Origin of the sequence: Streptomyces sp. NPDC012769 (genome assembly GCF_042901205.1) — a bacterium.
Lineage (GTDB): Bacteria > Actinomycetota > Actinomycetes > Streptomycetales > Streptomycetaceae > Streptomyces.
The window spans coordinates 126,600-147,753 of record NZ_JBIBCP010000004.1 but is presented as its reverse complement, the minus strand read 5'-3'; the positions used below and the strand labels follow the sequence as shown (position 1 = coordinate 147,753).

The following is a 21,154-nucleotide window of genomic DNA, read 5'->3' as shown; positions in this document are numbered from 1 at the left end:
CCGCCACACGGCTGACATGCTGGCGATCATGACCGACTACGTGTGCCCCCAGTGCCGTACGCAGGCCCCCGACACCGCGCTCACCTGGTGTTGTCCCCGCTGCCGGGGTCCGTGGGATCTCGCCCATGTCGCTGCGCCGGTGCCACTCGCGTCACTTCCGTCACGCGTGAATTCATTGTGGCGTTACGCGGAAGCACTACCGCTCGCCACCGGAACCGCCGTAGCGGCGGGGGCGGCAGGGGTCGCCAGGGTCGCAGGGGCGCCTCCGGTGTCCCTCGGCGAGGGCCGCACGCCTCTGGTCGCCCTCACCGACATGGTTTCGGCCAAACTCGACTTCCTCATGCCCACGTTGTCCTTCAAGGACCGGGGCGCCGTCATGCTCGCCGAACTCGCGCGCCGCCTGGAGCCGCGCTCCGTGATCGCCGACAGCAGCGGCAACGCGGGCACGGCCGTCGCCGCGTACTGCGCCCGCGCCGGGCTCGACTGCGCCGTCTACGTCCCCGAGGCGACCTCCCCGAAGAAGCTGGAGCAGATCCGGGCCCACGGCGCCCGTACGGTCGTCGTCCCCGGCGACCGCGAGGCCACGGCGCGGGCGGCGCGCGCGGCCGCCGACGAGCCCGGGGTCTTCTACGCCTCGCACGTGTACAACCCGCACTTCCTCCACGGCACGAAGACCTATGTGTACGAGATCTGGGAGGAGCTCGGCGGCCGGCTGCCCGACACCCTCGTGCTGCCGGTCGGCAACGGAACGCTGCTGCTCGGCGCGGCCCTCGCCGTCGAGGAGCTGTACGGCCACGGGCTCGTCGACCGCCGCCCCGCCCTCGTCGCCGTCCAGGCCGAGGCCGTCTCCCCGCTCGCCGCCGCCTTCCACGCCGGCGCGGACGGCCTTTCGGCCCCGACCGCCGCCCGCCCCACCCTCGCCGAGGGCATCGCGATCCCGAACCCGCCCCGCGCGGCACAGATCCTGCGGGCCGTACGGGCCTCCGGCGGGACCTTCCTCACCGTGCCGGAGGACCGGATCCGCGCCGCCCAGCTGGACCTGGCACGGCGCGGCCTGTACGTGGAGCCGACGGCGGTCGCCTGCTGGGCCGCCGTACGCGAGGCCCCCGCGCGTCCCGGCACGACGGTCCTGCCGCTGTGCGGGGCGGGCGCGAAGACGGGGCTCGCGGGCCCGGCGGATCCGTCGGAACCGTCGGCCGCCTAGGCACCGGGCGCGGGGCCCGGGGCCGGGCCCGCGCGGTTGCGGGCGGGCGCGGGTCACACCGCCCGGTCGTACGGCGCCGCCGACTCCGCGGCCTGGGCACCCCCTACGCACCCTCTTCGTACCGGTACTCCGGCACCCGAATCTCCAGCCACACCGCGCACACGCATCCCGCCGACAGCAGCGTCACGACGACGGCGAGGGCGAGCAGCGCCGGTGACCGCCGGCGGAGCAGGGCCCAGACGCCGAGGGCGAGGGCGGGTGTGCCGAGCAGCATCACCGGCAGTTCGGCCCACACCAGGCTGAAGTCCCGTCCCTCGCCCTCGAATCCGCCGGTCAGGGCGGGAGTGGCGCCGATCCCCCACACCACGAGCGCGGTGGTGAACCCGCCGAGCACGGCGAGACTGCCGATCACGTCCTTCATGGGGTGGGGGACGCGAGCGGGGGTCGGACGGTTCAGAACTCGTCGGCGCCGTTCCGGAGTTCCGGCGTCCAGTAGCCGGTCCTGGCGGCGGCCTCGGCGACGGCCAGGCCGCCCGCAGGGGCCTTCACGACGATGCTGCCCTCGGCGGGGGCGTCGGCGGCGAAGAGGTTCACGTTGAAGGAGGTGACGACCTTGTTGTCCTCGTGGACACCGCCGAGGGCGATGCGCACGTTGGCGTACGCCGGGGCGCCCGGCTCCAGGACGACGGGCGCGGCGGGCTTGCTCTTGGCGACCGCGGGGACGTCCTTGGCGGTCTGGATCTCGCCGAAGGCGATCAGCGGGTAGCCGTAGAGGCGGCAGGCTCGGCCGGAGGTGTTGGTCGCGGTGAGGACGATGTGCTCGGTGGGCGTCTCGTCCACCTTGGCCGCGGTGACCTTGACGTCCTTGTAGGTGCAGGCCGGCGCCTTCGCCGAGGAGCCGGAGCGGGACGTCGACCCGCCGGAGGCCGCGGAGGCGTCCTTGCCCCCGGTCGAGCCACCGGCCGTCGAGCCGCCGGCCGTGGAACCACCGGCGGCCGAGCCCCCGGCGGCCGACCCACCGGTCGTCGCCCCGCCGGTGCTGCTCTTCTGGGCGCCCTCGGGCGTCACCTGCGTGGTCGTGGTCGCGGCCCCCTCGTCCCGGCTCCCGCCCTCGACACCGCCACAGGCAGTGAGCCCCATCGACAGGACGGCGGCGGCCGCGACGGCCAGGACGGTGTGCTTGCGGTACGTACGCATGGTGGTTCTCCCCCGGTTCAAGGTCGGACGGCCCCGCATTCGGTGCCGCCTACACCTTCCCGCCCACCCCTGCCGTCCCGCTTGCGTACGGCTAACGCTCCGTTGCCGCCCTCCCTCGGCGGCCGCTGTCGCTAGTGTTGCCTCATGACCGCACTGCCCGACTGGATGCGCCCGCCGCGCGCGGAAGGCTGGTTCGCGGAGGACCTGGACCGCCTCCCCGAGGCACCACGCCACACGGAACTGATCGACGGAGCGCTCGTCTTCATGATGTCCCCTCAGCGGTCGTGGCACGGCCGCCTCGTCACCGCTCTCACCGTGGCTCTCATGGACCAGGCCCCCGACGGCGTGGAGGTCGAGCGGGAGATGACCATCCGCCTCGACGCCCGCAACCGTCCGGAACCCGACCTGCTGCTGACCACGGCCCCGTACAAGGCGGACCGTACGTGGTACGCCCCCGAGGACGTCCCCCTCGTCATCGAGGTCGTCTCGCCCGAGTCCGCACACCGCGACCGCACCGTCAAGCTCCGCAAGTACGCCACGGCGGGCATCCCGCACTACTGGTGCATCGAGGACGAGGACGGCGCCCCGGTCGTGCACGTCTACGAGCTCGACCGGCCCACCGGCGCCTACGCCCCCGCCGGCATCTTCCGCGGCTCGCTGAAGCGCCCCGTCCCCTTCGAGATCGCCCTGGACCTCGACAGGCTCACCCCGCCCGCGGCGGACTGAGCCCGGGCGACGGAAAAAGCCGAAGGGCCGGACTCACCGGAGTCCGGCCCTTCGGCTCGCGCCTGCGGGGAGGATCAGACGTTGAAGCGGAACTCCACCACGTCGCCGTCCTGCATGACGTACTCCTTGCCCTCCATGCGGGCCTTGCCCTTGGCGCGGGCCTCGGCGACGGAGCCGGTCTCGACGAGGTCGGCGAAGGAGATGACCTCGGCCTTGATGAAGCCCTTCTGGAAGTCGGTGTGGATCACACCGGCCGCCTCGGGGGCCGTGGCGCCCTTCTTGATGGTCCAGGCGCGGGACTCCTTGGGGCCGGCCGTCAGGTAGGTCTGGAGGCCGAGGGTGTCGAAGCCGACGCGGGCGAGGGTGGCGAGGCCGGGCTCCTCGGCGCCGACGGACTGGAGGAGCTCCATGGCGTCCTCCTCGTCGAGCTCGGCGAGGTCGGCCTCCAGCTTGGCGTTGAGGAAGATCGCCTCGGCCGGGGCGACGAGGGCGCGCTGCTCGTCCTTGAAGGCCTCGTCGGTCAGCTCGTCCTCGTCGACGTTGAAGACGTAGAGGAACGGCTTGGTGGTCAGCAGGTGGAGGTCGTGGAGGAGCTCCGCCTTGTCCGAGCCCTGGACGATGCCCTGCGAGAAGAGGGTGTCGCCCTTCTCGAGGATCGCCTGGGCCGCCTCGACCGCCGCGACCTTCGGGGCCACGTCCTTCTTGATCCGGGACTCCTTCTGGAGGCGCGGGAGGACCTTCTCGATGGTCTGGAGGTCGGCGAGGATCAGCTCGGTGTTGATCGTCTCGATGTCGTCCTTGGGCGAGACCTTGCCGTCGACGTGCACGACGTTCTCGTCCTTGAAGGCGCGGATGACCTGGCAGATCGCGTCCGACTCCCGGATGTTCGCCAGGAACTTGTTGCCCAGGCCCTCGCCCTCGCTGGCGCCGCGCACGATGCCGGCGATGTCGACGAAGTCGACGGTGGCCGGGAGGATCCGCTGCGAGGAGAAGATCTCCGCCAGCTTGGTCAGCCGGGCGTCCGGCACGCCCACGACGCCGACATTGGGCTCGATCGTGGCGAACGGGTAGTTGGCCGCCAGCACGTCGTTCTTGGTCAGGGCGTTGAACAGGGTCGACTTGCCGACATTCGGCAGGCCGACGATTCCGATCGTGAGCGACACGGTGGCGACTTCCCTATAAGGAGTGGATGCGGTGTTCCCCCAGTTTACGGGGGCACCGGACCGGCCCAAGACGGCGCTCTTCGCGCCAAGGTCACCCAAAGGGCGTGTCCCGCACCCGTTTCCCGGCCCCATCCGACCTACGTTGGTGGGGTGGAGCAGCACAGGACACGCAAGCCGCAGCCCCGCCGCCCCGCCGGGGGACGGCCCCAGGCCCCTCTGACGCCGCCCGGCGCGCTGGTCGAGGGCGCCGCGGTCTATCGCGTCGCCGCCCGGCCGCGACCCGGCCGGCCCCGGTTGGAGCGGCCCGCGCCACCGGTGGTCGTGGCGCTGCGCAGGCTGCCCAACCCCCGGCTCACCGGCCTCGGCGCCGGGCTGTTCGCCTCGGCGGTGATGCTGGTGATCGGCTTCCTCGACTGGCTGCTGCTCGACAGCTCACCGCTCGTATTCGGGCTGCTGTTCCTGCCGGTCAGCGCCCTGACCGCACTCTGGGTCAGGACCGCCGACCTCGTCACCGCGCCGATCAGCGTGCCGATCGCCTTCGCGGTCGGCGTCGTCCCCATCTCGGGCGGTTCGGGAGGGGTCGGCGGCCAGTCGATGGCCCTGGTCACGGCGCTGGCCGTGCACGCCGGGTGGCTGTACGGCGGCACCCTCGTGGCCGGTCTGATCGCGAGCGTGCGCAAGGTGCGGGACATGGGCCGCCGCCAGCGGCCCGCCGTACCGGGCTCCCCCGTACGCCCGGTGCGCCGCCCGGCCCCCGAGCGCGGCTAGCGGACGGGCCGGTGCGGGCCGGCCGAGGCCGGTCAGGGCCTGGGCGCGCCCCCTCGGCCCGTCCCACTCCCCCGGCCGGTCTAGCCCGCTCCCCCGGCCGCCCGCGCCGCCATCGCCGCGCCCACGATCCCCGCGTTGTTCTGGAGCTCCGCCGGGACGATCTCGGCCCGGATGCCCTCGATCAGCGGCAGGAACTTGTCCGCCTTGCGGCTGACGCCGCCGCCGATGATGAAGAGCTCGGGGGAGAACAGCATCTCCACGTGCGCCAGGTACTTCTGCAGCCGCTTGGTCGCCCAGTGCTCCCAGGTCAGCTCCTCGTCCTCGCGTGCCTTCGCCGAGGCGCGCTTCTCGGCGTCGTGGCCCTTGAGTTCCAGGTGGCCGAGTTCGGTGTTCGCCAGCAGCCTGCCGCCGGTGAAGACGGCGGAGCCGATGCCGGTGCCGAGGGTCAGCACGATGACGGTGCCCTTGCGGCCCCGGCCGGCGCCGAAGGACATCTCGGCGATGCCGGCCGCGTCGGCGTCGTTCAGCACCGTCACCGGAAGCCCGCCGAGCTGCTCGCCGATCATCCGGCCCGCGTCGACGCCGATCCAGCCCTTGTCCACGTTGGCCGCCGTGCGGATCGTGGAGCCGGTCACCACCCCGGGGAAGGTGACGCCGACCGGCCCTGACCAGCCGAAGTTTCGTACGACCTCGACGACGCAGCCCACGACACCCTCAGGTGTCGCGGGCTGCGGGGTGAGTACCTTGTGTCGCGGTTCGGTCAGGTCGCCGCGGTCGAGGTCCACGGGGGCGCCCTTGATGCCCGATCCGCCGATGTCCACTCCGAAGACGTTCATGGAACCACCGTACGGGTGGACGCCCCTCGCTCCTCGAAGGTCGGGAGAATCACTCCCGGGCGTCGCTCAGCCCTTGAGGAGGTTCTCCGCCTCGGCCCTGAGGTCCTTGTTGCGGAGCTCCTTGGGCAGCGAGAAGGTGAGCGACTCGTCGGCGGTCTTGACCAGCTCCACGTCCACGTAGCCGCGCTCGGACAGCCACTCCAGGACCTCCTGGACCAGCACGTCCGGGACGGAGGCGCCGGAGGAGAGGCCGACGCTGGTGACGCCGTCGAGCCAGGTCTCGTCGATCTCGCTGGCGAAGTCGACCAGGTACGCGGCGGGGGCGCCGGCCTGCTTGGCGACGTCGACCATGCGCTGCGAGTTCGAGGAGTTCTTGGAGCCCACCACGATGACGAGCTCGGCCTGGCCGGCCAGCTCCTTGATGGCCAGCTGGCGGTTCTGCGTGGCGTAGCAGATGTCGTCGGACGGCGGCGAGATGAGCTGCGGGAACTTCTCCTTCAGCGCGTCCACCGTCTCCATCGTCTCGTCGACGGACAGCGTGGTCTGGGAGAGCCAGACGACCCGGGACGGGTCGCGGACCTCGACCTTGGCGACGTCCTCGGGGCCGTCGACGAGCTGGATGTGGTCGGGGGCCTCGCCGGAGGTGCCGATGACCTCCTCGTGGCCCTCGTGGCCGATGAGGAGGATGTCGAAGTCCTCGTTGGCGAACCGGACGGCCTCCTTGTGGACCTTGGTGACCAGGGGGCAGGTCGCGTCGATCGTCTTCAGGCGGCCCTGGCGGGCCTCCTCGTGGACGGTCGGGGCGACGCCGTGCGCGGAGAACATCACGATGTTGCCCGGCGGCACCTCGGTCGCCTGGTCGACGAAGATCGCGCCCTTCCGTTCCAGGGTCTGCACGACGTACTTGTTGTGGACGATCTCGTGCCGGACGTAGATCGGGGCCCCGTACTGCTCCAGGGCCTTCTCCACCGCGATCACGGCGCGGTCCACGCCCGCGCAGTATCCGCGGGGAGCGGCGAGCAGGACACGCTTCGGGCGGTTCGTCGCGGGCGTCGACGCGGGCGTTGCAGTCATGCGTCCCATCGTAAGGCCGGGCCGGTCGGCGTTTTGATCGGCCGATCGAGCGGTGCCGTCACCGAGACTGACGCCATGGCTGAGGAAGCGCAGGTGGCGGAGGCCGAGCACGAGGGGCTCCGGCGAAATCTCGGGTTCCGGGATCTGGTCGTGTACGGGCTGCTGTTCATCGCCCCGATGGCCCCGGTCGGCGTCTTCGGCACGCTGGACGCCAAGTCGCACGGGGCCGTCGCCCTCGTGTACGTGGTGGCGACGGTCGCCATGGCGTTCACCGCCTTCAGTTACGCGCAGATGGTGCGGGTCGCGCCGCGGGCCGGGTCCGTCTTCACGTACGCGCGGACGGCGCTGGGCGAGGGGCCGGGCTTCGTCGCCGGCTGGATGGCGATGCTCGACTACCTCCTCATCCCGGCGGTCGCGTACCTCTTCGCCGGCATCGCGATGGAGGCGCTCGTCCCCGCGGTGGACCGGTGGGTGTGGACGGGGATCGCGGTCGTCGTCACGACCCTGCTCAACCTGTGGGGCGTCCGGGCGGCCGCCCGGGTCGGCTTCGCGGTGCTCGCCATGGAGATCGTGGTGCTGCTGGTCTTCGTGGTGTCCGCGATCGTGGTGCTCGTGCGGGACGGGGCGCGGCGCGACTGGTGGTCGCCGCTCACGGGCGACGCCGGGTTCTCGGCGGCGGCGGTCCTCGGGGCGGTGTCGGTGGCGGTCCTGTCGTATCTGGGCTTCGACGCGATCGCGTCCTTCGCGGAGGAGGTGACGGGGGGCTCCGCCAAGGTGGCGCGGGCGGTGCTGTTCTGTCTGGCGCTCGCGGGGGTGCTGTTCGTGGCGCAGACCTGGCTGGTGGCGCTGCTCGAGCCGGTCTCCTCGGCGGAGCTCGCGGCGAACCCGTCGGCGCAGGGCTCCGCCTTCTACGACGCGGTGGACTCGGCCGTCGGCGACTGGCTGCACGACCTGGTCGCCGTCTCGAAGGCGATCGGCGCGGCCTTCGCGGCTCTGGCCGGCCAGGCGGCGGGCGGACGGCTCCTCTTCGCGATGGGCCGCGACCGGCGTCTCCCGCACGTCCTGGCCCGTACGGACTCGGGCGTGCCCCGGGTGGCGCTGCTGGTGTCGGCGACGGTGACGATGGTCGCCGCGGTGTGGGCGGCCCGCCGTGACGACGGGCTCGACCACCTGGTGTCGGTCGTGGACATCGGCGCCCTGACGGCCTTCGTGCTGCTGCACGCGAGCGTGATCGGCTGGTTCGCGGTACGCCGCATGGCGGGGCCGCCGCGCTGGCTGCCCCATCTGGTGGCCCCGGCGGTCGGCGCGGCCATCCTGGTCGCCGTGATCGTGGAGGCGGCGCCTTCGGCGCAGGTGGTGGGCGTGGTCTGGCTGGGCGTCGGGCTCGTGGTCCTGGCGCTGCAGGGGATGCGGCGGCCGACGCCGTGACGCCGTAGCGGAATCCGTACGCGCATGGCCCGCGCGGCGAGCCGTCCGCGCTTCCGGCGCTCTCCCGTACCTCCCGGCCTCGCCGGGCCCCGCCCCGTCGGCGCGCGGGCCGCGCCCGACGGGCCGTTGTGTCGGACCCGCCCGTTACGCTCGGCGCATGGGTCTGAACACGTCCGCGGAAGCGCCGCTGCCCGTCGGAGAGGTCTCCCGGCTCATCGGGGGGTGGATCGACCGGTTGGGGGCCGTCTGGGTCGAGGGGCAGATCACGCAGCTGTCGCGGCGGCCGGGGGCCGGTGTCGTGTTCCTGACGCTGCGGGATCCCTCGTACGACATCTCGATCAACGTCACGTGCTATCGCCAGGTCTTCGACGCCGTCGCCGACGTCGTCTCGGAGGGTGCCCGGGTGGTGGTGCACGCCAAGCCGGAGTGGTACGCGCCGCGCGGGCAGCTGTCGCTGCGGGCGGCCGAGATAAGGCCCGTCGGTATCGGGGAGCTGCTCGCCCGGCTGGAGCAGCTGAAGCGGACCCTCGCCGCCGAGGGCCTGTTCGCGCTGGACCGCAAGAAGCCGCTGCCGTTCCTGCCGCAGCTGGTCGGCCTGGTCTCGGGCCGGGCCTCGGCCGCCGAGCGGGACGTCCTGGAGAACGCGCGGCGGCGCTGGCCCGCCGTCCGGTTCGAGGTGCGGAACGTGGCGGTGCAGGGCGTGAAGGCCGTGCCGCAGGTGATCCAGGCCGTGAAGGAGCTGGACGCGCACGACGACGTGGACGTGATCGTCGTGGCCCGGGGCGGCGGCAGCGTCGAGGACCTGCTGCCGTTCTCGGACGAGCAGCTGATCCGCGCGGTCGCCGACTGCCGTACGCCGGTGGTGTCGGCGATCGGCCACGAGCCGGACTCGCCGCTGCTCGACCTGGTCGCGGACCTGCGGGCGTCGACGCCCACGGACGCGGCCAAGAAGGTGGTCCCGGACGTGGGCGAGGAGCTGGAGCGGGTGCGGGGGCTGCGGGACCGGGCGCTGCGCTGTGTGCGCGGTCTCCTCGACCGGGAGGAGCGGGGCCTCGCGCACGCGCTGGCCCGGCCGGTGATGGAGCACCCGCAGCGGATGGTGGAGGTCCGCGAGGACGAGCTCGACGCGCTGCTGGCCCGGAGCCGGCGGACCCTGGGGCATCTCCTCGACCGGGCCGACTCGGAGCTGTCGCACACCCGGGCGCGGGTCCGGGCGCTGTCGCCGGCGGCGACGATGGAGCGGGGGTACGCGGTGCTGCAGCGGGCGGACGGCTCGGTGGTGCGGGATCCGGAGGAGGTCGGGGCGGACGAGCGGCTGCGGGCCCGGGTCGCCGCGGGCGAGTTCACGGTGCGCCGCGTGGCCGACCCGGACCCGGACCCGGATCTGGACCCGGATCCGGTCTGATCCGCCCCTCCCCCACCCCCCGCCCGTACGGAAGACGAAGAACGATCATGGAGGACGGCATGGCAGCCGGCACGGAAGAGACCGCTCTCGGTTACGAGCAGGCGCGCGACGAGCTCATCGAGGTCGTCCGGCGTCTGGAGGCGGGCGGGACGACCCTGGAGGAGTCGCTGGCGCTCTGGGAGCGGGGGGAGGAGCTGGCGAAGGTGTGCCGGCACTGGCTGGAGGGGGCGCGGGCGCGGCTGGACGCGTCGCTGGCCGCCGAGCGGGCGGCGGAGGCGGCCGACGAGGCCGAATAGCAGCAGGTCAGACAGGGCAGGCTGTGAACCGGATCACCATCCGGTTAGTTTAGTTGAAACTTCACCTACTGCGGGCGTACTGTCGTGACATCGCTCGATCCCCCCGACGGGCGACCCCCGCAGTTCGGAAGGTACGCAGCATGTCTCTCGCCCTTGACCCCGCCGCCCAGGACCTCCTCTTCCGTGAGGCCCGCACTGCCAACACGTTCACCGACGAGCCGGTGACCGACGAGCAGGTCCAGGCGATCTACGACCTGGTCAAGTACGGCCCGACGGCCTTCAACCAGAGCCCGCTGCGCATCACGCTGGTCCGCTCCCCCGAGGCCCGCGAGCGCCTGGTGGCGCACATGGCCGAGGGCAACCAGGCCAAGACCAAGGCCGCCCCGCTGGTCGCGATCCTCTCCGCGGACAACGAGTTCCACGAGGAGCTGCCGGCCCTGCTCCCGCACTTCCCGCAGGCCAAGGACATGTTCTTCGCCGAGCGCCCGGTCCGCGAGCAGTCCGCGCTGCTGAACGCCGCCCTCCAGGCCGCCTACTTCATCGTCGGCGTCCGCGCCGCCGGTCTGGCCGCCGGCCCGATGACGGGCCTCGACTTCGCCGGCGTCCAGAAGGAGTTCCTGGACGACGACCACACCCCGCTGATGGTGGTCAACATCGGCAAGCCGGGCGAGGACGCCTGGTTCCCCCGCTCCCCGCGCCTGGCCTTCGACGAGGTCATCACCACCGTCTGACGCGTACGGAGAAGGGCCCCGGTGCATCCCGCACCGGGGCCCTTGTCACGTCCGGCGGAGGGGGGACCGCTTCACGCCTTCTTCGCCTGGAGCGCGCCCGCCATCTGCGCGAGCCGCTCGAAGGACGCCGTGCCGGTCACCACGGTCGTCGCCCCGCCCTCGGAGCGCACCAGGGCGTCGTACTTCGGCCCCTCCCAGCGCTGCCACACCTGCCCGGCGACCGTCTGGGTCTTCCCGGAGTTCTTCGCCTGGAGGGTGACCTCGGGGACGTACTTCCGCGGGTCCTCGGTCGACTGGTTCACCGCCACGTACTGGGTGTCCGGGTCCAGGAAGCCCAGCCGCCAGGCGTTGTGGTCCTCGCGCTTGTACGAGACGACCGTCGCCTTCCAGTCCTCGCCGAGGCCCTCCGGGGCCAGCACCGGATACGGCGCCGCCCGCTGGGCCGTCAGCAGCTCGACCCGGTAGTCCTTCGCCTGGACCGGGTTCGCGTTCTCGTCGTGCGGGATGAAGAGATACATCACGCCCGCGGCGACCATGATCACCGCGAGGGACTGGAACATCCCGCGTACCGTCTGCCTGCCTCGCATACCTGCCACGCCCCCATGGTCGCATCATGGGGGTGTGCTCATACGTGGGCCCCTCTGCTCAATATGTCGGGCTGGCGATAGAGTCGCATCACCCTCTTTTCCCGGCCGTCGCCGTACAGAAAGGTGCGCTCCGATGACCGAGCACCACTTGCCGCCCGAGCTGGAGGTCTCCCCCGAGGCCCCCGACCGCAACCTCGCCCTCGAACTGGTCCGCGTCACGGAGGCCGCCGCCATGGCCGCCGGCCGCTGGGTCGGTCGTGGTGACAAGATCGGCGCGGACGGCGCTGCGGTCAACGCCATGCGGACCCTGATCTCCACCGTCTCGATGAACGGCGTCGTCGTCATCGGCGAGGGCGAGAAGGACGAAGCCCCCATGCTGTTCAACGGGGAGCGGGTCGGTGACGGCACCGGCGCGGAGGTCGACATCGCCGTCGACCCGATCGACGGCACCACGCTCAACGCCAAGGGCATGCCGAACGCGATCGCCGTCATGGCCGCCGCCGACCGCGGCGCGATGTTCGACCCGTCCGCGGTCTTCTACATGGACAAGCTGGTCACCGGCCCGGAGGCCGCCGACTTCGTCGACATCAACGCGCCCGTCTCGGTCAACATCCGCCGGGTCGCCAAGGCCAAGGGCATGACGGCCGAGGACGTCACCGTGGTCATCCTGGACCGGCCGCGTCACGAGGGCATCGTCAAGGAGATCCGCGAGACCGGCGCCCGGATCAAGTTTATCTCCGACGGCGACGTGGCCGGCTCCATCATGGCCGCCCGCGAGGGCACCGGCGTCGACCTGCTGATGGGCATCGGCGGCACGCCCGAGGGCATCATCTCGGCCTGCGCCATAAAGTGCCTGGGCGGTGTCATCCAGGGCAAGCTGTGGCCCAAGGACGAGGCCGAGCGCCAGAAGGCCCTCGACGCCGGTCACGACCTGGACCGGGTGCTCACCACCCACGACCTGGTCTCCGGCGACAACGTGTTCTTCGTCGCCACCGGCATCACCGACGGCGAGCTGCTGCGCGGCGTGCGCTACCGCTCCGAGACGGCGACCACCCAGTCCCTGGTCATGCGCTCGAAGTCCGGCACGATCCGCCAGATCGACTCCACGCACCGGCTGGCGAAGCTGCGCGCCTACAGCAAGATCGACTTCGACCGGGCGAAGTAGCCCGCCGCGAAACGAAGAGGGGCGCCCCCATGTGCGGTGGGGGCGCCCCTTCCCGTACGGGCGGCGGGACCCGTCGGCCGTCTTTCGGCCGGCCTCGGCGATCCGCCGGTCAGCCGGCCTTGGCGATCCGCTCGGCACGCTCGGCGGCCGCGGCCTTGCGCAGCTCGACGTCCCGCCGGCGGCGCCGGGCCAGCACGACACGGCGCTCGGCGGCGGTCAGGCCGCCCCAGACTCCGTACGGCTCCGGCTGGAGCAGCGCGTGCTCGCGGCACTCGACCATCACGGGGCAACGGGCGCAGACCCGCTTGGCGGCCTCCTCGCGGGAGAGCCGGGCGGCGGTGGGCTCCTTGGAGGGGGCGAAGAAGAGTCCGGCCTCGTCCCTCCGGCACACCGCCTCCGTGTGCCAGGGACCGGCCTCGTCCTCCCGAGCGGGGATGCGCTGGGGCGGCACGGCGGCGGCGACCCGGAGGGGCTGATGCGGCGTGTGCAGCACGGTCTACTCCTGACGACGGCTTCCGCGGGCGAGCGACGATGCCCCAGCCTTACCCGCTGTGCGCGCGCCTATGCACTCCGCGTGCCGCCGCGGTCCGCAGCGCGGACACCGTGCGGCGAATTCCGGTCACCGGCCGGACCGCAGTTCCCCGGCTGTTCGCAGGTCGCTCGGGGGGCGCTCAGGGTGTCGCCCGTCGGGCCGCTCAGTGGCCGAGATGCTTACGGAACTTGTCCTGAACCCGGTTCTGGAGGTCGGTGACCCACTTCCCGCGCCGGGGCCTGGCCTCCACGTTCCCGAAGATCGCGTAGCCGTTGACGACCACGACCGGGGCCTGCGGGTCGGCGCCCTCCAGGGTCACGACCTCGAAGTTGCCGAAGACGCCGGTGCCGCTGCCGCGCAGGGTGACGTTCTCGGGGACGCGGACCTCGACGTTGCCGAAGATCGAGGTGGCGTTGATGGTGGTGAGGCGCTGGGCGAAGATCGCCTCGGTCAGGTCGATCTCGATGCTGCCGAAGAGCGAGAAGGCGTTGGTCCTGCGGCCCACCCGCCAGCGGCCCTTGCGGGTGGAGGCGGAGAAGACGGCGACCATCGTGTCGGCGGGGCCCTCGGGGTCCTCGGGGCCGTACAGCGGGGCCGGCGCGGGCGACGGGCCGGTCCCGGAGGCGGGCAGGTCCCGCACGATCGGCTCCAGCTCGCCCACCGTCTTGGCGCGGTAGACCGCGTCGATCCGGTCCGAGTGCTCCTCGGGATCGATCCGCCCCTCGGCCAGGGCGTCCCTGAGGATGTCCGCGATCCGGTCCCGGTCGGCGTCCGAGGCCCGCAGCGAGCCCTGCGGATCGGCGACGTCGGGCCGGGGCGCGGGGGCCGGGGCAGGGGCGGGCTCGGCGGGCGCGACCGGCTGCTGGGGCTGCTTCTCGAGGTCCACGGACCCAGCCTAGCGAAACGCGATAGATCGCGACCAGAGGAAGCCCCCGTGTCCTGTGGACAACCCGCCGAACACGCCATTCCGGCGCGGTCCCGGCTCCTAGTGAGCCTTACCTCACAGGAACTGCGCGGCGCCGCCGTTCTACGCTGGACGGCGCGCCGCCAATGGAGGCGGCGCCGCTGTCTGCCGAGTGAGGAATGGCTGCCCCCATGCCAGAGTTTGCGTACTCCGATCTGCTCCCCCTGGGAGAGGACACCACGCCCTACCGCCTGGTGACCTCCGAAGGCGTCTCCACCTTCGAGGCCGACGGCCGTACGTTCCTCAAGGTCGAGCCGGAGGCGCTGCGCAAGCTGGCCGCCGAGGCCATCCACGACATCCAGCACTATCTGCGCCCGGCCCACCTGGCCCAGCTGCGGAGGATCATCGACGACCCCGAGGCGTCGAGCAACGACAAGTTCGTGGCGCTCGACCTCCTCAAGAACGCGAACATCGCCGCCGCCGGCGTGCTGCCCATGTGCCAGGACACCGGCACCGCGATCGTCATGGGCAAGCGCGGCCAGAACGTGCTCACCCAGGGCCGCGACGAGGAGGCCCTGTCGAAGGGCGTCTTCGACGCCTACACCAAGCTCAACCTGCGCTATTCGCAGATGGCCCCGGTGACCATGTGGGAGGAGAAGAACACCGGCTCGAACCTGCCCGCGCAGATCGAGCTGTACGCGACCGACGGCGGCGCCTACAAGTTCCTCTTCATGGCCAAGGGCGGCGGTTCCGCCAACAAGTCCTTCCTCTACCAGGAGACCAAGGCGGTCCTGAACGAGGCCTCCATGATGAAGTTCCTGGAGGAGAAGATCCGTTCGCTCGGCACCGCGGCCTGCCCGCCGTACCACCTGGCGATCGTCGTCGGCGGCACGAGCGCCGAGTTCGCGCTGAAGACCGCCAAGTACGCCTCGGCGCACTACCTGGACGAGCTGCCGACCGAGGGCGACGCCGCCACCGGCCACGGCTTCCGCGACAAGGAGCTGGAGGAGAAGGTCTTCGAGCTGACGCAGAAGATCGGCATCGGCGCGCAGTTCGGCGGCAAGTACTTCTGTCACGACGTGCGCGTGGTCCGCCTGCCGCGCCACGGCGCCTCGCTGCCCGTCGCGATCGCCGTGTCCTGCTCGGCCGACCGCCAGGCCGTCGCGAAGATCACCGCCGAGGGCGTCTTCCTGGAGCAGCTGGAGACCGACCCGGCCCGCTTCCTGCCGGAGACCACCGAGGAACACCTCGACGAGTCGGGCGACGTCGTGAAGATCGACCTCAACCAGCCGATGGACGAGATCCTCGCCGAGCTGACCAAGTACCCGGTGAAGACCCGCCTGTCGCTGACCGGCCCGCTGGTCGTGGCGCGCGACATCGCGCACGCCAAGATCAAGGAGCGCCTGGACGCCAGCGAGGAGATGCCGCAGTACCTGAAGGACCACCCGGTCTACTACGCGGGCCCGGCGAAGACCCCGGAGGGTTACGCCTCCGGCTCCTTCGGCCCGACGACGGCCGGCCGCATGGACAGTTACGTGGAGCAGTTCCAGGCGGCGGGCGGCTCGAAGGTCATGCTGGCCAAGGGCAACCGATCGAAGCAGGTCACGGACGCGTGCGGTGCGCACGGCGGCTTCTACCTGGGTTCGATCGGCGGCCCGGCGGCCCGCCTGGCGCAGGACTGCATCAAGAAGGTCGAGGTCGTCGAGTACGAGGAGCTCGGCATGGAGGCGGTCTGGAAGATCGAGGTCGAGGACTTCCCCGCGTTCATCGTGGTGGACGACAAGGGCAACGACTTCTTCCAGAACCCGGCCCCGGAGCCGACGTTCACGCACATCCCGGTGCGCGGTCCCGGTCTCGGCTGACCCGCGGCTCCCGTAGCGCTCCCGTAGCGCTCCCCGAGCCGGCCCTTCGACGCCCCTCGGTCCTCCGGACCGGGGGGCGTTGTCGGTCTCCGCTCAGAAAGTGGCTACCGACCGGTAGTCCTCTCGTCGCCTACCGGTCAGTATTGGCCGCGAGCATGTCAACCACTGAGCCGGTCGACCACTCGGGAGCCCCCCATGCCCTCCGCCAAAACCACCTCCACCGCCGCCGCCACCCTGGGCCTGACCGCCCTGCTCGTCGTCGTCCCCGCCCCGGCCGCCTCCGCCGCCGACCCGGACACCCACGTCACCTCGACCGCCGCCTTCCACGACATCGACTACGGCACCTGGCGCCGTGACGTGGCGGCCGTGGTCGCCCAGGCCCGCCCGTACATCGAGGAGCGGGCCGAGGACGCCGGCCGCCAGAAGCAGGCGATCGTCCTCGACATCGACAACAGCTCCCTGGAGACGGACTCCACCCCTTCTGGGAGCTGCCGACCCCGGCGATCCCCGAGGTCCGCGAGCTGGTCCGGGACGCCCACGAGCGCGGCGTGGCCGTGTTCTTCGTGACCGCCCGCCCGGGGATCATCCACTCCCTCACCGACTGGAACCTGAAGCAGGCCGGCTACCCGGTCGACGGGCTGTACGTGCGCTCCCTGCCCGACCTGTTCGCCGAGGTCAGCGCGTACAAGACGGAGAAGCGCGCGGAGATCGAGGCCAAGGGCTACACGATCATCGCGAACATCGGCAACAACACCACCGACCTGGTCGGCGGCCACGCCGAGCGCGCCTTCAAGCTGCCGGACTACGGCGGCAAGCTGTCCTGACGCTCGCCCCTCCCCGGCGGCGACCGCCTCAGCGCGTGGTGACGTGGAACTCCAGCCGCTCGTAGTCCCCGTCGGGGCTCGTACGGACGTAGCCGCGCGCTTCCTTGAAGTCGCCGGTGCCGCCGGTGATGGCGACGTCGAAGGAGGCCGGCTGTTCCTCCGACAGGTCGAAGGTGGTCAGCGTCTGGCCGGTGAGCTGTCCGCCCGGACCGCCGCTCAGCACGAAGGTGCCGACGCAGTTCACGTCGATCTGCTGTGCGGAGCCGCGTACCACCGCGCAGGTCACCCCGTCGCGGCCGACCTTCTCGCCGCCCTTGGTGCGGTAGAGGTCCTCGGCGAAGGTGAAGACGTCGCCGACCTTGGGCGGCGCGCCGGTCTCCTCGCCGCCGGCGGCGGGGACCTCCTTGGCGTAGAGGGTGAAGTCGTAGCTCTTGCCGTTGTCGGCGGCGGCGGCCGGGGCGGTGGCGGCGAAGGTGACGGCCGCGATCGTGGCGGCGCCCAGGGCGCCGGCCCTTGTGAAGCTGCGGTTCATGTCCTGCCTCCCGTGGGACGGCGGTCTTCCCCGAGGCCCGCCCACCATTGTCCGGCCGCCGCCCGGGGCCCGCACCCGGTCGTGGATGATGAGCGCATGCCACAGAGAGCACCGATACGTACGACGGCCGCCGCCGCCCTGATGGCGGCCGGGCTGCTGCTGACCGGCTGCGGGACGCCCGCGGCCGACGTCGAGACGCCCGCCGCCGGTCCCGCCAAGGCCTCCGCCCCCGCGAAGGACGCCGCTGCCACCGTGCCGGCGGCCGCGCCCGCCGGCGCGCTGGGCGGAGCCGGGACGGCCTGCGTTCTGCCGGTCACCTTCTCGCTCGCCAAGGGCTGGAAGCCGAAGGCGATCGACGCGCCCGAGGACCCGGAGGTCGCCGAGCTCCTCGAAGGGCTCTACCGGCAGGGTCCGGCCACGGCGGTCTGCGAGGTGGACGCCAAGCCGGCCGGCAACATCGGCTTCCTTCGGGTGTGGACGGCCCCGAAGGGCTCGGCGCGGGGCACGCTGGAGGCCTTCGTCAAGGCGGAGAAGGGCTCCAAGGGAGCCGTCTACCGCGAGGTGAAGGCGGGCGCGCTGCCCGCGGTCGAGGTCACGTACGCGGTCCACAGCGAGGTCATGGAAGAGACGAGCGACAAGCGCGCCCTCGCCGTCACCACCCCGAAGGGTGTGGTCATCGTCCACCTCGGCGGGCTGGACTCCGAGGAGCACAAGGGAATGCTGCCGGCGTACGAGCTGGCGAAGACGTCCCTCAAGGTCTCCTGAGAGGTCTCCCGAAAGGTCTCCTGAGGCAGGACCGTGGCCCCCGTCCCGCACCGGTCGGGGGCCACGGAGTCGCACGGGCGGGACGGTTACGCGGTGAACCGCTGGTTCGCCGAGCCGTCGCAGCCCTGGAGCCGGATCGGTTCCTTCGCCGCGCCCTGGGTGAGGCACAGGCCGGTCGCCGCGGCCGGGCGGAGGGTGGCTCCGTCACGGACGAACTTCTGGTTCGCGGCGCCGTGGCAGTTCCAGAGGACGAGCGCCGTGCCGGCCCGGTAGTTCGCTCCGGGCACGTCCAGGCAGCGGTCCTGGGTGAGTTCGGTGTGGACGGTGCGGCGGGCGGAGTCGTACCACCAGCCCTGGTTCCGGCCGCCGTGGCAGTCCCAGCCGAGGACGGCGGTGCCGTTGGCGGACTCGGACGCGTTCACGTCGAGGCAGTTGCCGGTGGCGGCGTTCCTCAGCGGCTTGTAGGCGTCGTCCCAGGCGAACGGGAACAGCACCGGGCTGCCGGAGGAGTTCACGTCCGCGCAGCTCGCCTCGCGCAGCGAGGAGCCGTAGAGCTGGGTGAGGCAGGACGCGAAGGCGGCGTGACCGCCCTTGTTGGGGTGGAAGGACTGGCGGACGGAGTTCTCGTCCGGGGTGCCGGGCTTGGAGAGGTCGATGTAGAGGCCCCGGGCCCAGGTGTCCTCCATGCAGACCTCGTGGCCGTGGAAGAGCCGCGAGTTGTCGAGGTAGACGGCGCCGGTGCTGGCCGCCGCCCTGCGCATGCCGCGTTCGAAGGCGGGGACGGCGGTGTTGCGGCCCCACTTGGTGTCGGAGTCGTAGCCGAGACCGCCGCAGGCGAGCTTGCCGGGGAAGTCCGGGTTGTCGTGGAAGTCGGGGCCGATCGGGCTCGGGTAGCCCATGACGACGAGCTTGTAGTCGCCGTCGGCGTATCCGGCGTCGCGCATGACGGCCTTGAGGTCGCGCACGGTCTGCTCGACCTTGGGGACGAGGCCGTCGACGCGGGCCTGCCAGCCGGGCGCGTACTTCGGCTCGCAGGCGCCCTGGAGGAGCAGATAGCGCTGGACGCAGTCGGTCATGACGGGGCCGAACTGGAGGTCGTCGTTGGCGCCGGCGACCAGCAGCACCATCTTGATGCGGGTGTTGCGCGCCTTGATGGCCAGGCTGTCGCTCTGGACGAGCTCGTCCGCGTACTGCTTCGAGCCGCCGATCCGGATGTTGCCGGTGTACGCGCCGGAGCAGGACACGTTGAAGGTGAGGTCCGCGGGGATGCCGGTGCGGTGGATGGCGGCGTCGGGCGAGCGGTGACACCAGTTGGTGGGGCCGTTGGTCGGCGGCTCGTAGGTGCCGACGCCCTCGCCGGAGATCTCGCTGTCACCGAGGGAGATGAGACCGGTCCGGCGCTGGGCGAGCGGGCGTTCCTCGGGGCTTCCGTAGATCGCGGTGGCCTCCGCCGCCCGGATCGCCTCCAGCTCGGGCGGCAGCGGTACGGAGGTGGCGGAGGTGATTCCGGCCGTGGCGCTCGTGTCGGCCGCGCCGGCGGGTGCGGCGGCCGTCATGCTGCCGAGGGCCGCCGCGGCAGCGGTGAGAGCCGCGACCGGCCAGCGGAGTCTGTACCTGGTGCGCGTCATTGCGCCTCCTGGAAGTGGGGTTACCCACGGTTTTTACTGGCCGGTAAACGACTTGGGAATACGTCGAACAAGACAAGTGCTCAACTTTTCACGGAGGTTGACGAACATGAGCGACGACAGCAGCACCACCGACGGCTACCGGACCGAGCACGACTCCATGGGTGAGGTCCGGGTCCCCGCCCACGCCAAGTGGCGCGCACAGACCCAGCGGGCGGTGGAGAACTTCCCCGTCTCGGGCCAACGGCTCGAACGGGCCCACATCGAGGCCCTGGCCCGTATCAAGGCCGCCGCCGCCAAGGTCAACGCCGAGCTCGGCGTGATCGACGCGGACCGGGCGGAGGCGATCGTGTCGGCCGCCGAGGAGGTCGCGGAGGGCCGCTGGGACGAGCACTTCCCGGTGGACGTCTTTCAGACCGGCTCCGGCACCTCGTCCAACATGAACACCAACGAGGTGCTGGCCACCCTGGCCGGCGAGCGGCTCCCCGAGGGCCGGGAGGTCCACCCCAACGACCATGTGAACGCCTCCCAGTCGTCCAACGACGTCTTCCCCTCCTCCATCCACATCGCCGCCACCGCCGCCGTCACCCACGACCTGATCCCGGCCCTCGACCGGCTGGCCGCCTCCCTGGAGCGGAAATCAGCCGAATTCGCGACCGTGGTGAAGTCGGGCCGTACGCACCTCATGGACGCCACCCCGGTCACCCTCGGCCAGGAGTTCGGCGGCTACGCGGCGCAGGTCCGGTACGGGATCGAGCGGCTGCGCGCCGCGCTGCCCCGGCTCGCCGAACTCCCCCTGGGCGGCACGGCCGTGGGCACCGGCATCAACACCCCGCCCGGCTTCTCGGCCGCCGTCATCGCCGAGGTCGCCCGCACCACGGGACTGCCCTTCACCGAGGCCCGCGACCACTTCGAGGCCCAGGGCGCCAGGGACGGCCTGGTGGAGACGTCCGGGCAGCTCAGGACCATCGCCGTATCGCTCACGAAGATCGCCAACGATCTGCGCTGGATGGCGAGCGGACCGCGCACCGGACTGGCCGAGATCAATCTGCCCGACCTCCAGCCGGGCTCGTCGATCATGCCGGGCAAGGTGAACCCGGTCATCCCCGAGGCGGTCCTCATGGTCGCCGCCCAGGTGACCGGAAACGACACCACCGTCGCGGTGGCGGGCGCCGCGGGGAACTTCGAGCTCAACGTGATGCTCCCGGTGATGGCCAAGAACCTCCTGGAGTCGGTCCGGCTGCTCGCCAACGCCGCCCGCCTGCTCGCCGACCGCACGGTCGACGGGATCACCGCCAACGCCGAACGGGCCCGCGAGTACGCGGAGTCCTCGCCGTCCGTCGTCACCCCGCTGAACAAGTACATCGGTTACGAGGAGGCCGCCAAGGTCGCCAAGAGGTCGCTGGCCGAGCGGAAGACGATCAGGGAGGTCGTCCTGGAGTCGGGCTACGTGGAGCGCGGTGACCTCACCGCGGAACAGCTCGACGAAGCGCTGGACGTCCTGCGCATGACTCATCCGTGACCTTCGCC

21 protein-coding genes and 1 pseudogene are annotated in these 21,154 nt (G+C 71.7%); 12 read left to right on the top strand and 10 right to left on the bottom strand.

What is annotated here, in order from left to right:
- The first annotated feature begins 16 nt into the window (after positions 1-16).
- Complete coding sequence (locus ACFY7C_RS21980; protein WP_389653187.1) at positions 17-1,204, top strand: threonine synthase; 1,188 nt, start codon at positions 17-19, stop codon at positions 1,202-1,204.
- Positions 1,205-1,307: 103 nt separating this feature from the next.
- On the opposite strand, the gene ACFY7C_RS21975 is transcribed toward ACFY7C_RS21980, so the two are convergent.
- Both ACFY7C_RS21975 and ACFY7C_RS21970 read right to left on the bottom strand, forming a co-directional pair.
- On the bottom strand, positions 1,308-1,625 hold the full coding sequence (locus ACFY7C_RS21975) for a hypothetical protein (protein ID WP_389653185.1): 318 nt from the start codon (positions 1,623-1,625) through the stop codon (positions 1,308-1,310).
- 32 nt (positions 1,626-1,657) lie between these two features.
- Positions 1,658-2,401: a DUF4232 domain-containing protein gene (locus ACFY7C_RS21970; RefSeq protein WP_389653183.1), complete on the bottom strand. Its 744-nt coding sequence runs from the start codon at positions 2,399-2,401 to the stop codon at positions 1,658-1,660.
- 144 nt (positions 2,402-2,545) lie between these two features.
- Here ACFY7C_RS21970 and ACFY7C_RS21965 point away from each other — a divergent pair, with 144 nt between their 5' ends.
- Entirely contained in the window at positions 2,546-3,127 is a 582-nt protein-coding gene (locus tag ACFY7C_RS21965; RefSeq protein ID WP_389653181.1) for a Uma2 family endonuclease, read from the top strand.
- Positions 3,128-3,201: 74 nt separating this feature from the next.
- On the opposite strand, the gene ychF is transcribed toward ACFY7C_RS21965, so the two are convergent.
- The gene (ychF, locus tag ACFY7C_RS21960) at positions 3,202-4,290 is read right to left on the bottom strand and encodes a redox-regulated ATPase YchF (protein ID WP_389653178.1); all 1,089 of its coding nucleotides are present in this window, start codon (positions 4,288-4,290) and stop codon (positions 3,202-3,204) included.
- A 150-nt stretch (positions 4,291-4,440) separates the two neighbouring features.
- On the opposite strand from ychF, the gene ACFY7C_RS21955 reads away from it, so the two are divergent.
- Positions 4,441-5,058 carry a DUF6542 domain-containing protein gene (locus ACFY7C_RS21955; protein ID WP_389653175.1) on the top strand — a complete coding sequence of 206 codons (618 nt, stop codon included), beginning with the start codon at positions 4,441-4,443 and terminating at the stop codon, positions 5,056-5,058.
- 80 nt (positions 5,059-5,138) lie between these two features.
- Here ACFY7C_RS21955 and ppgK read toward each other — a convergent pair whose 3' ends face one another.
- Together ppgK and ACFY7C_RS21945 are read right to left on the bottom strand one after the other, a co-directional pair.
- Positions 5,139-5,894 (bottom strand): polyphosphate--glucose phosphotransferase, encoded by a 756-nt coding sequence (gene ppgK, locus ACFY7C_RS21950; protein ID WP_389653172.1) that lies wholly within the window; start codon positions 5,892-5,894, stop codon positions 5,139-5,141.
- Positions 5,895-5,960: 66 nt separating this feature from the next.
- Entirely contained in the window at positions 5,961-6,977 is a 1,017-nt protein-coding gene (locus ACFY7C_RS21945) for a 4-hydroxy-3-methylbut-2-enyl diphosphate reductase (protein WP_389653169.1), read from the bottom strand.
- Positions 6,978-7,043: 66 nt separating this feature from the next.
- On the opposite strand from ACFY7C_RS21945, the gene ACFY7C_RS21940 reads away from it, so the two are divergent.
- The 4 genes from ACFY7C_RS21940 (at position 7,044) to ACFY7C_RS21925 (ending at position 10,828) form a co-directional block, all read left to right on the top strand.
- Positions 7,044-8,396, top strand: a complete 1,353-nt coding sequence (locus ACFY7C_RS21940) for an APC family permease (protein ID WP_389653167.1) — start codon at positions 7,044-7,046, stop codon at positions 8,394-8,396.
- Between the two features lie 157 nt (positions 8,397-8,553).
- On the top strand, positions 8,554-9,801 hold the full coding sequence (xseA, locus tag ACFY7C_RS21935; RefSeq protein WP_389653164.1) for an exodeoxyribonuclease VII large subunit: 1,248 nt from the start codon (positions 8,554-8,556) through the stop codon (positions 9,799-9,801).
- A gap of 59 nt (positions 9,802-9,860) precedes the next feature.
- Complete coding sequence (locus ACFY7C_RS21930; protein ID WP_389653161.1) at positions 9,861-10,097, top strand: exodeoxyribonuclease VII small subunit; 237 nt, start codon at positions 9,861-9,863, stop codon at positions 10,095-10,097.
- A 140-nt stretch (positions 10,098-10,237) separates the two neighbouring features.
- Positions 10,238-10,828: a malonic semialdehyde reductase gene (locus ACFY7C_RS21925; RefSeq protein WP_352078444.1), complete on the top strand. Its 591-nt coding sequence runs from the start codon at positions 10,238-10,240 to the stop codon at positions 10,826-10,828.
- Between the two features lie 71 nt (positions 10,829-10,899).
- Here the strand turns inward: ACFY7C_RS21925 and ACFY7C_RS21920 are convergent, their stop codons facing one another.
- On the bottom strand, positions 10,900-11,415 hold the full coding sequence (locus ACFY7C_RS21920) for a DUF4245 domain-containing protein (RefSeq protein WP_389654452.1): 516 nt from the start codon (positions 11,413-11,415) through the stop codon (positions 10,900-10,902).
- A 133-nt stretch (positions 11,416-11,548) separates the two neighbouring features.
- Here ACFY7C_RS21920 and glpX point away from each other — a divergent pair, with 133 nt between their 5' ends.
- Positions 11,549-12,580, top strand: a complete 1,032-nt coding sequence (glpX, locus tag ACFY7C_RS21915; protein ID WP_345485884.1) for a class II fructose-bisphosphatase — start codon at positions 11,549-11,551, stop codon at positions 12,578-12,580.
- Positions 12,581-12,689: 109 nt separating this feature from the next.
- Here glpX and ACFY7C_RS21910 read toward each other — a convergent pair whose 3' ends face one another.
- Positions 12,690-13,073, bottom strand: coding sequence for a WhiB family transcriptional regulator (locus ACFY7C_RS21910; RefSeq protein ID WP_352078442.1), 384 nt, complete (start codon positions 13,071-13,073; stop codon positions 12,690-12,692).
- 202 nt (positions 13,074-13,275) lie between these two features.
- The gene (locus ACFY7C_RS21905) at positions 13,276-13,998 is read right to left on the bottom strand and encodes a DUF1707 domain-containing protein (protein ID WP_389653156.1); all 723 of its coding nucleotides are present in this window, start codon (positions 13,996-13,998) and stop codon (positions 13,276-13,278) included.
- A 209-nt stretch (positions 13,999-14,207) separates the two neighbouring features.
- Between ACFY7C_RS21905 and ACFY7C_RS21900 the strand changes: the two genes are divergently transcribed.
- Together ACFY7C_RS21900 and ACFY7C_RS21895 are read left to right on the top strand one after the other, a co-directional pair.
- A complete protein-coding gene (locus ACFY7C_RS21900) occupies positions 14,208-15,878 on the top strand; it encodes a fumarate hydratase (protein WP_389653153.1) in 1,671 nt (556 codons plus the stop codon).
- 195 nt (positions 15,879-16,073) lie between these two features.
- Positions 16,074-16,702: pseudogene (locus ACFY7C_RS21895) on the top strand (HAD family acid phosphatase).
- A gap of 28 nt (positions 16,703-16,730) precedes the next feature.
- Here the strand turns inward: ACFY7C_RS21895 and ACFY7C_RS21890 are convergent.
- Positions 16,731-17,234, bottom strand: a complete 504-nt coding sequence (locus ACFY7C_RS21890) for a dirigent protein (RefSeq protein ID WP_389653149.1) — start codon at positions 17,232-17,234, stop codon at positions 16,731-16,733.
- Between the two features lie 96 nt (positions 17,235-17,330).
- Between ACFY7C_RS21890 and ACFY7C_RS21885 the strand changes: the two genes are divergently transcribed.
- The gene (locus ACFY7C_RS21885; RefSeq protein ID WP_389653146.1) at positions 17,331-17,999 is read left to right on the top strand and encodes a lipoprotein; all 669 of its coding nucleotides are present in this window, start codon (positions 17,331-17,333) and stop codon (positions 17,997-17,999) included.
- Positions 18,000-18,085: 86 nt separating this feature from the next.
- On the opposite strand, the gene ACFY7C_RS21880 is transcribed toward ACFY7C_RS21885, so the two are convergent.
- The gene (locus tag ACFY7C_RS21880; protein ID WP_389653143.1) at positions 18,086-19,627 is read right to left on the bottom strand and encodes a ricin-type beta-trefoil lectin domain protein; all 1,542 of its coding nucleotides are present in this window, start codon (positions 19,625-19,627) and stop codon (positions 18,086-18,088) included.
- Between the two features lie 106 nt (positions 19,628-19,733).
- On the opposite strand from ACFY7C_RS21880, the gene ACFY7C_RS21875 reads away from it, so the two are divergent.
- On the top strand, positions 19,734-21,146 hold the full coding sequence (locus tag ACFY7C_RS21875) for a class II fumarate hydratase (RefSeq protein ID WP_389653140.1): 1,413 nt from the start codon (positions 19,734-19,736) through the stop codon (positions 21,144-21,146).
- Positions 21,147-21,154 lie beyond the last annotated feature (8 nt).

Coding starts and splice junctions, on each gene's coding strand:
- ACFY7C_RS21880 (WP_389653143.1), bottom strand. CDS start 19,627: ATGACGCGCACCAGGTACAGACTCCGCTGGCCGGTCGCGGCTCTCACC.
- xseA (WP_389653164.1), top strand. CDS start 8,554: ATGGGTCTGAACACGTCCGCGGAAGCGCCGCTGCCCGTCGGAGAGGTC.
- ACFY7C_RS21875 (WP_389653140.1), top strand. CDS start 19,734: ATGAGCGACGACAGCAGCACCACCGACGGCTACCGGACCGAGCACGAC.
- glpX (WP_345485884.1), top strand. CDS start 11,549: ATGACCGAGCACCACTTGCCGCCCGAGCTGGAGGTCTCCCCCGAGGCC.
- ACFY7C_RS21890 (WP_389653149.1), bottom strand. CDS start 17,234: ATGAACCGCAGCTTCACAAGGGCCGGCGCCCTGGGCGCCGCCACGATC.
- ACFY7C_RS21925 (WP_352078444.1), top strand. CDS start 10,238: ATGTCTCTCGCCCTTGACCCCGCCGCCCAGGACCTCCTCTTCCGTGAG.
- ACFY7C_RS21930 (WP_389653161.1), top strand. CDS start 9,861: ATGGCAGCCGGCACGGAAGAGACCGCTCTCGGTTACGAGCAGGCGCGC.
- ACFY7C_RS21970 (WP_389653183.1), bottom strand. CDS start 2,401: ATGCGTACGTACCGCAAGCACACCGTCCTGGCCGTCGCGGCCGCCGCC.
- ppgK (WP_389653172.1), bottom strand. CDS start 5,894: ATGAACGTCTTCGGAGTGGACATCGGCGGATCGGGCATCAAGGGCGCC.
- ACFY7C_RS21940 (WP_389653167.1), top strand. CDS start 7,044: ATGGCTGAGGAAGCGCAGGTGGCGGAGGCCGAGCACGAGGGGCTCCGG.
- ACFY7C_RS21965 (WP_389653181.1), top strand. CDS start 2,546: ATGACCGCACTGCCCGACTGGATGCGCCCGCCGCGCGCGGAAGGCTGG.
- ACFY7C_RS21900 (WP_389653153.1), top strand. CDS start 14,208: ATGCCAGAGTTTGCGTACTCCGATCTGCTCCCCCTGGGAGAGGACACC.
- ACFY7C_RS21975 (WP_389653185.1), bottom strand. CDS start 1,625: ATGAAGGACGTGATCGGCAGTCTCGCCGTGCTCGGCGGGTTCACCACC.
- ACFY7C_RS21945 (WP_389653169.1), bottom strand. CDS start 6,977: ATGGGACGCATGACTGCAACGCCCGCGTCGACGCCCGCGACGAACCGC.
- ACFY7C_RS21885 (WP_389653146.1), top strand. CDS start 17,331: ATGCCACAGAGAGCACCGATACGTACGACGGCCGCCGCCGCCCTGATG.
- ACFY7C_RS21980 (WP_389653187.1), top strand. CDS start 17: ATGCTGGCGATCATGACCGACTACGTGTGCCCCCAGTGCCGTACGCAG.
- ACFY7C_RS21920 (WP_389654452.1), bottom strand. CDS start 11,415: ATGCGAGGCAGGCAGACGGTACGCGGGATGTTCCAGTCCCTCGCGGTG.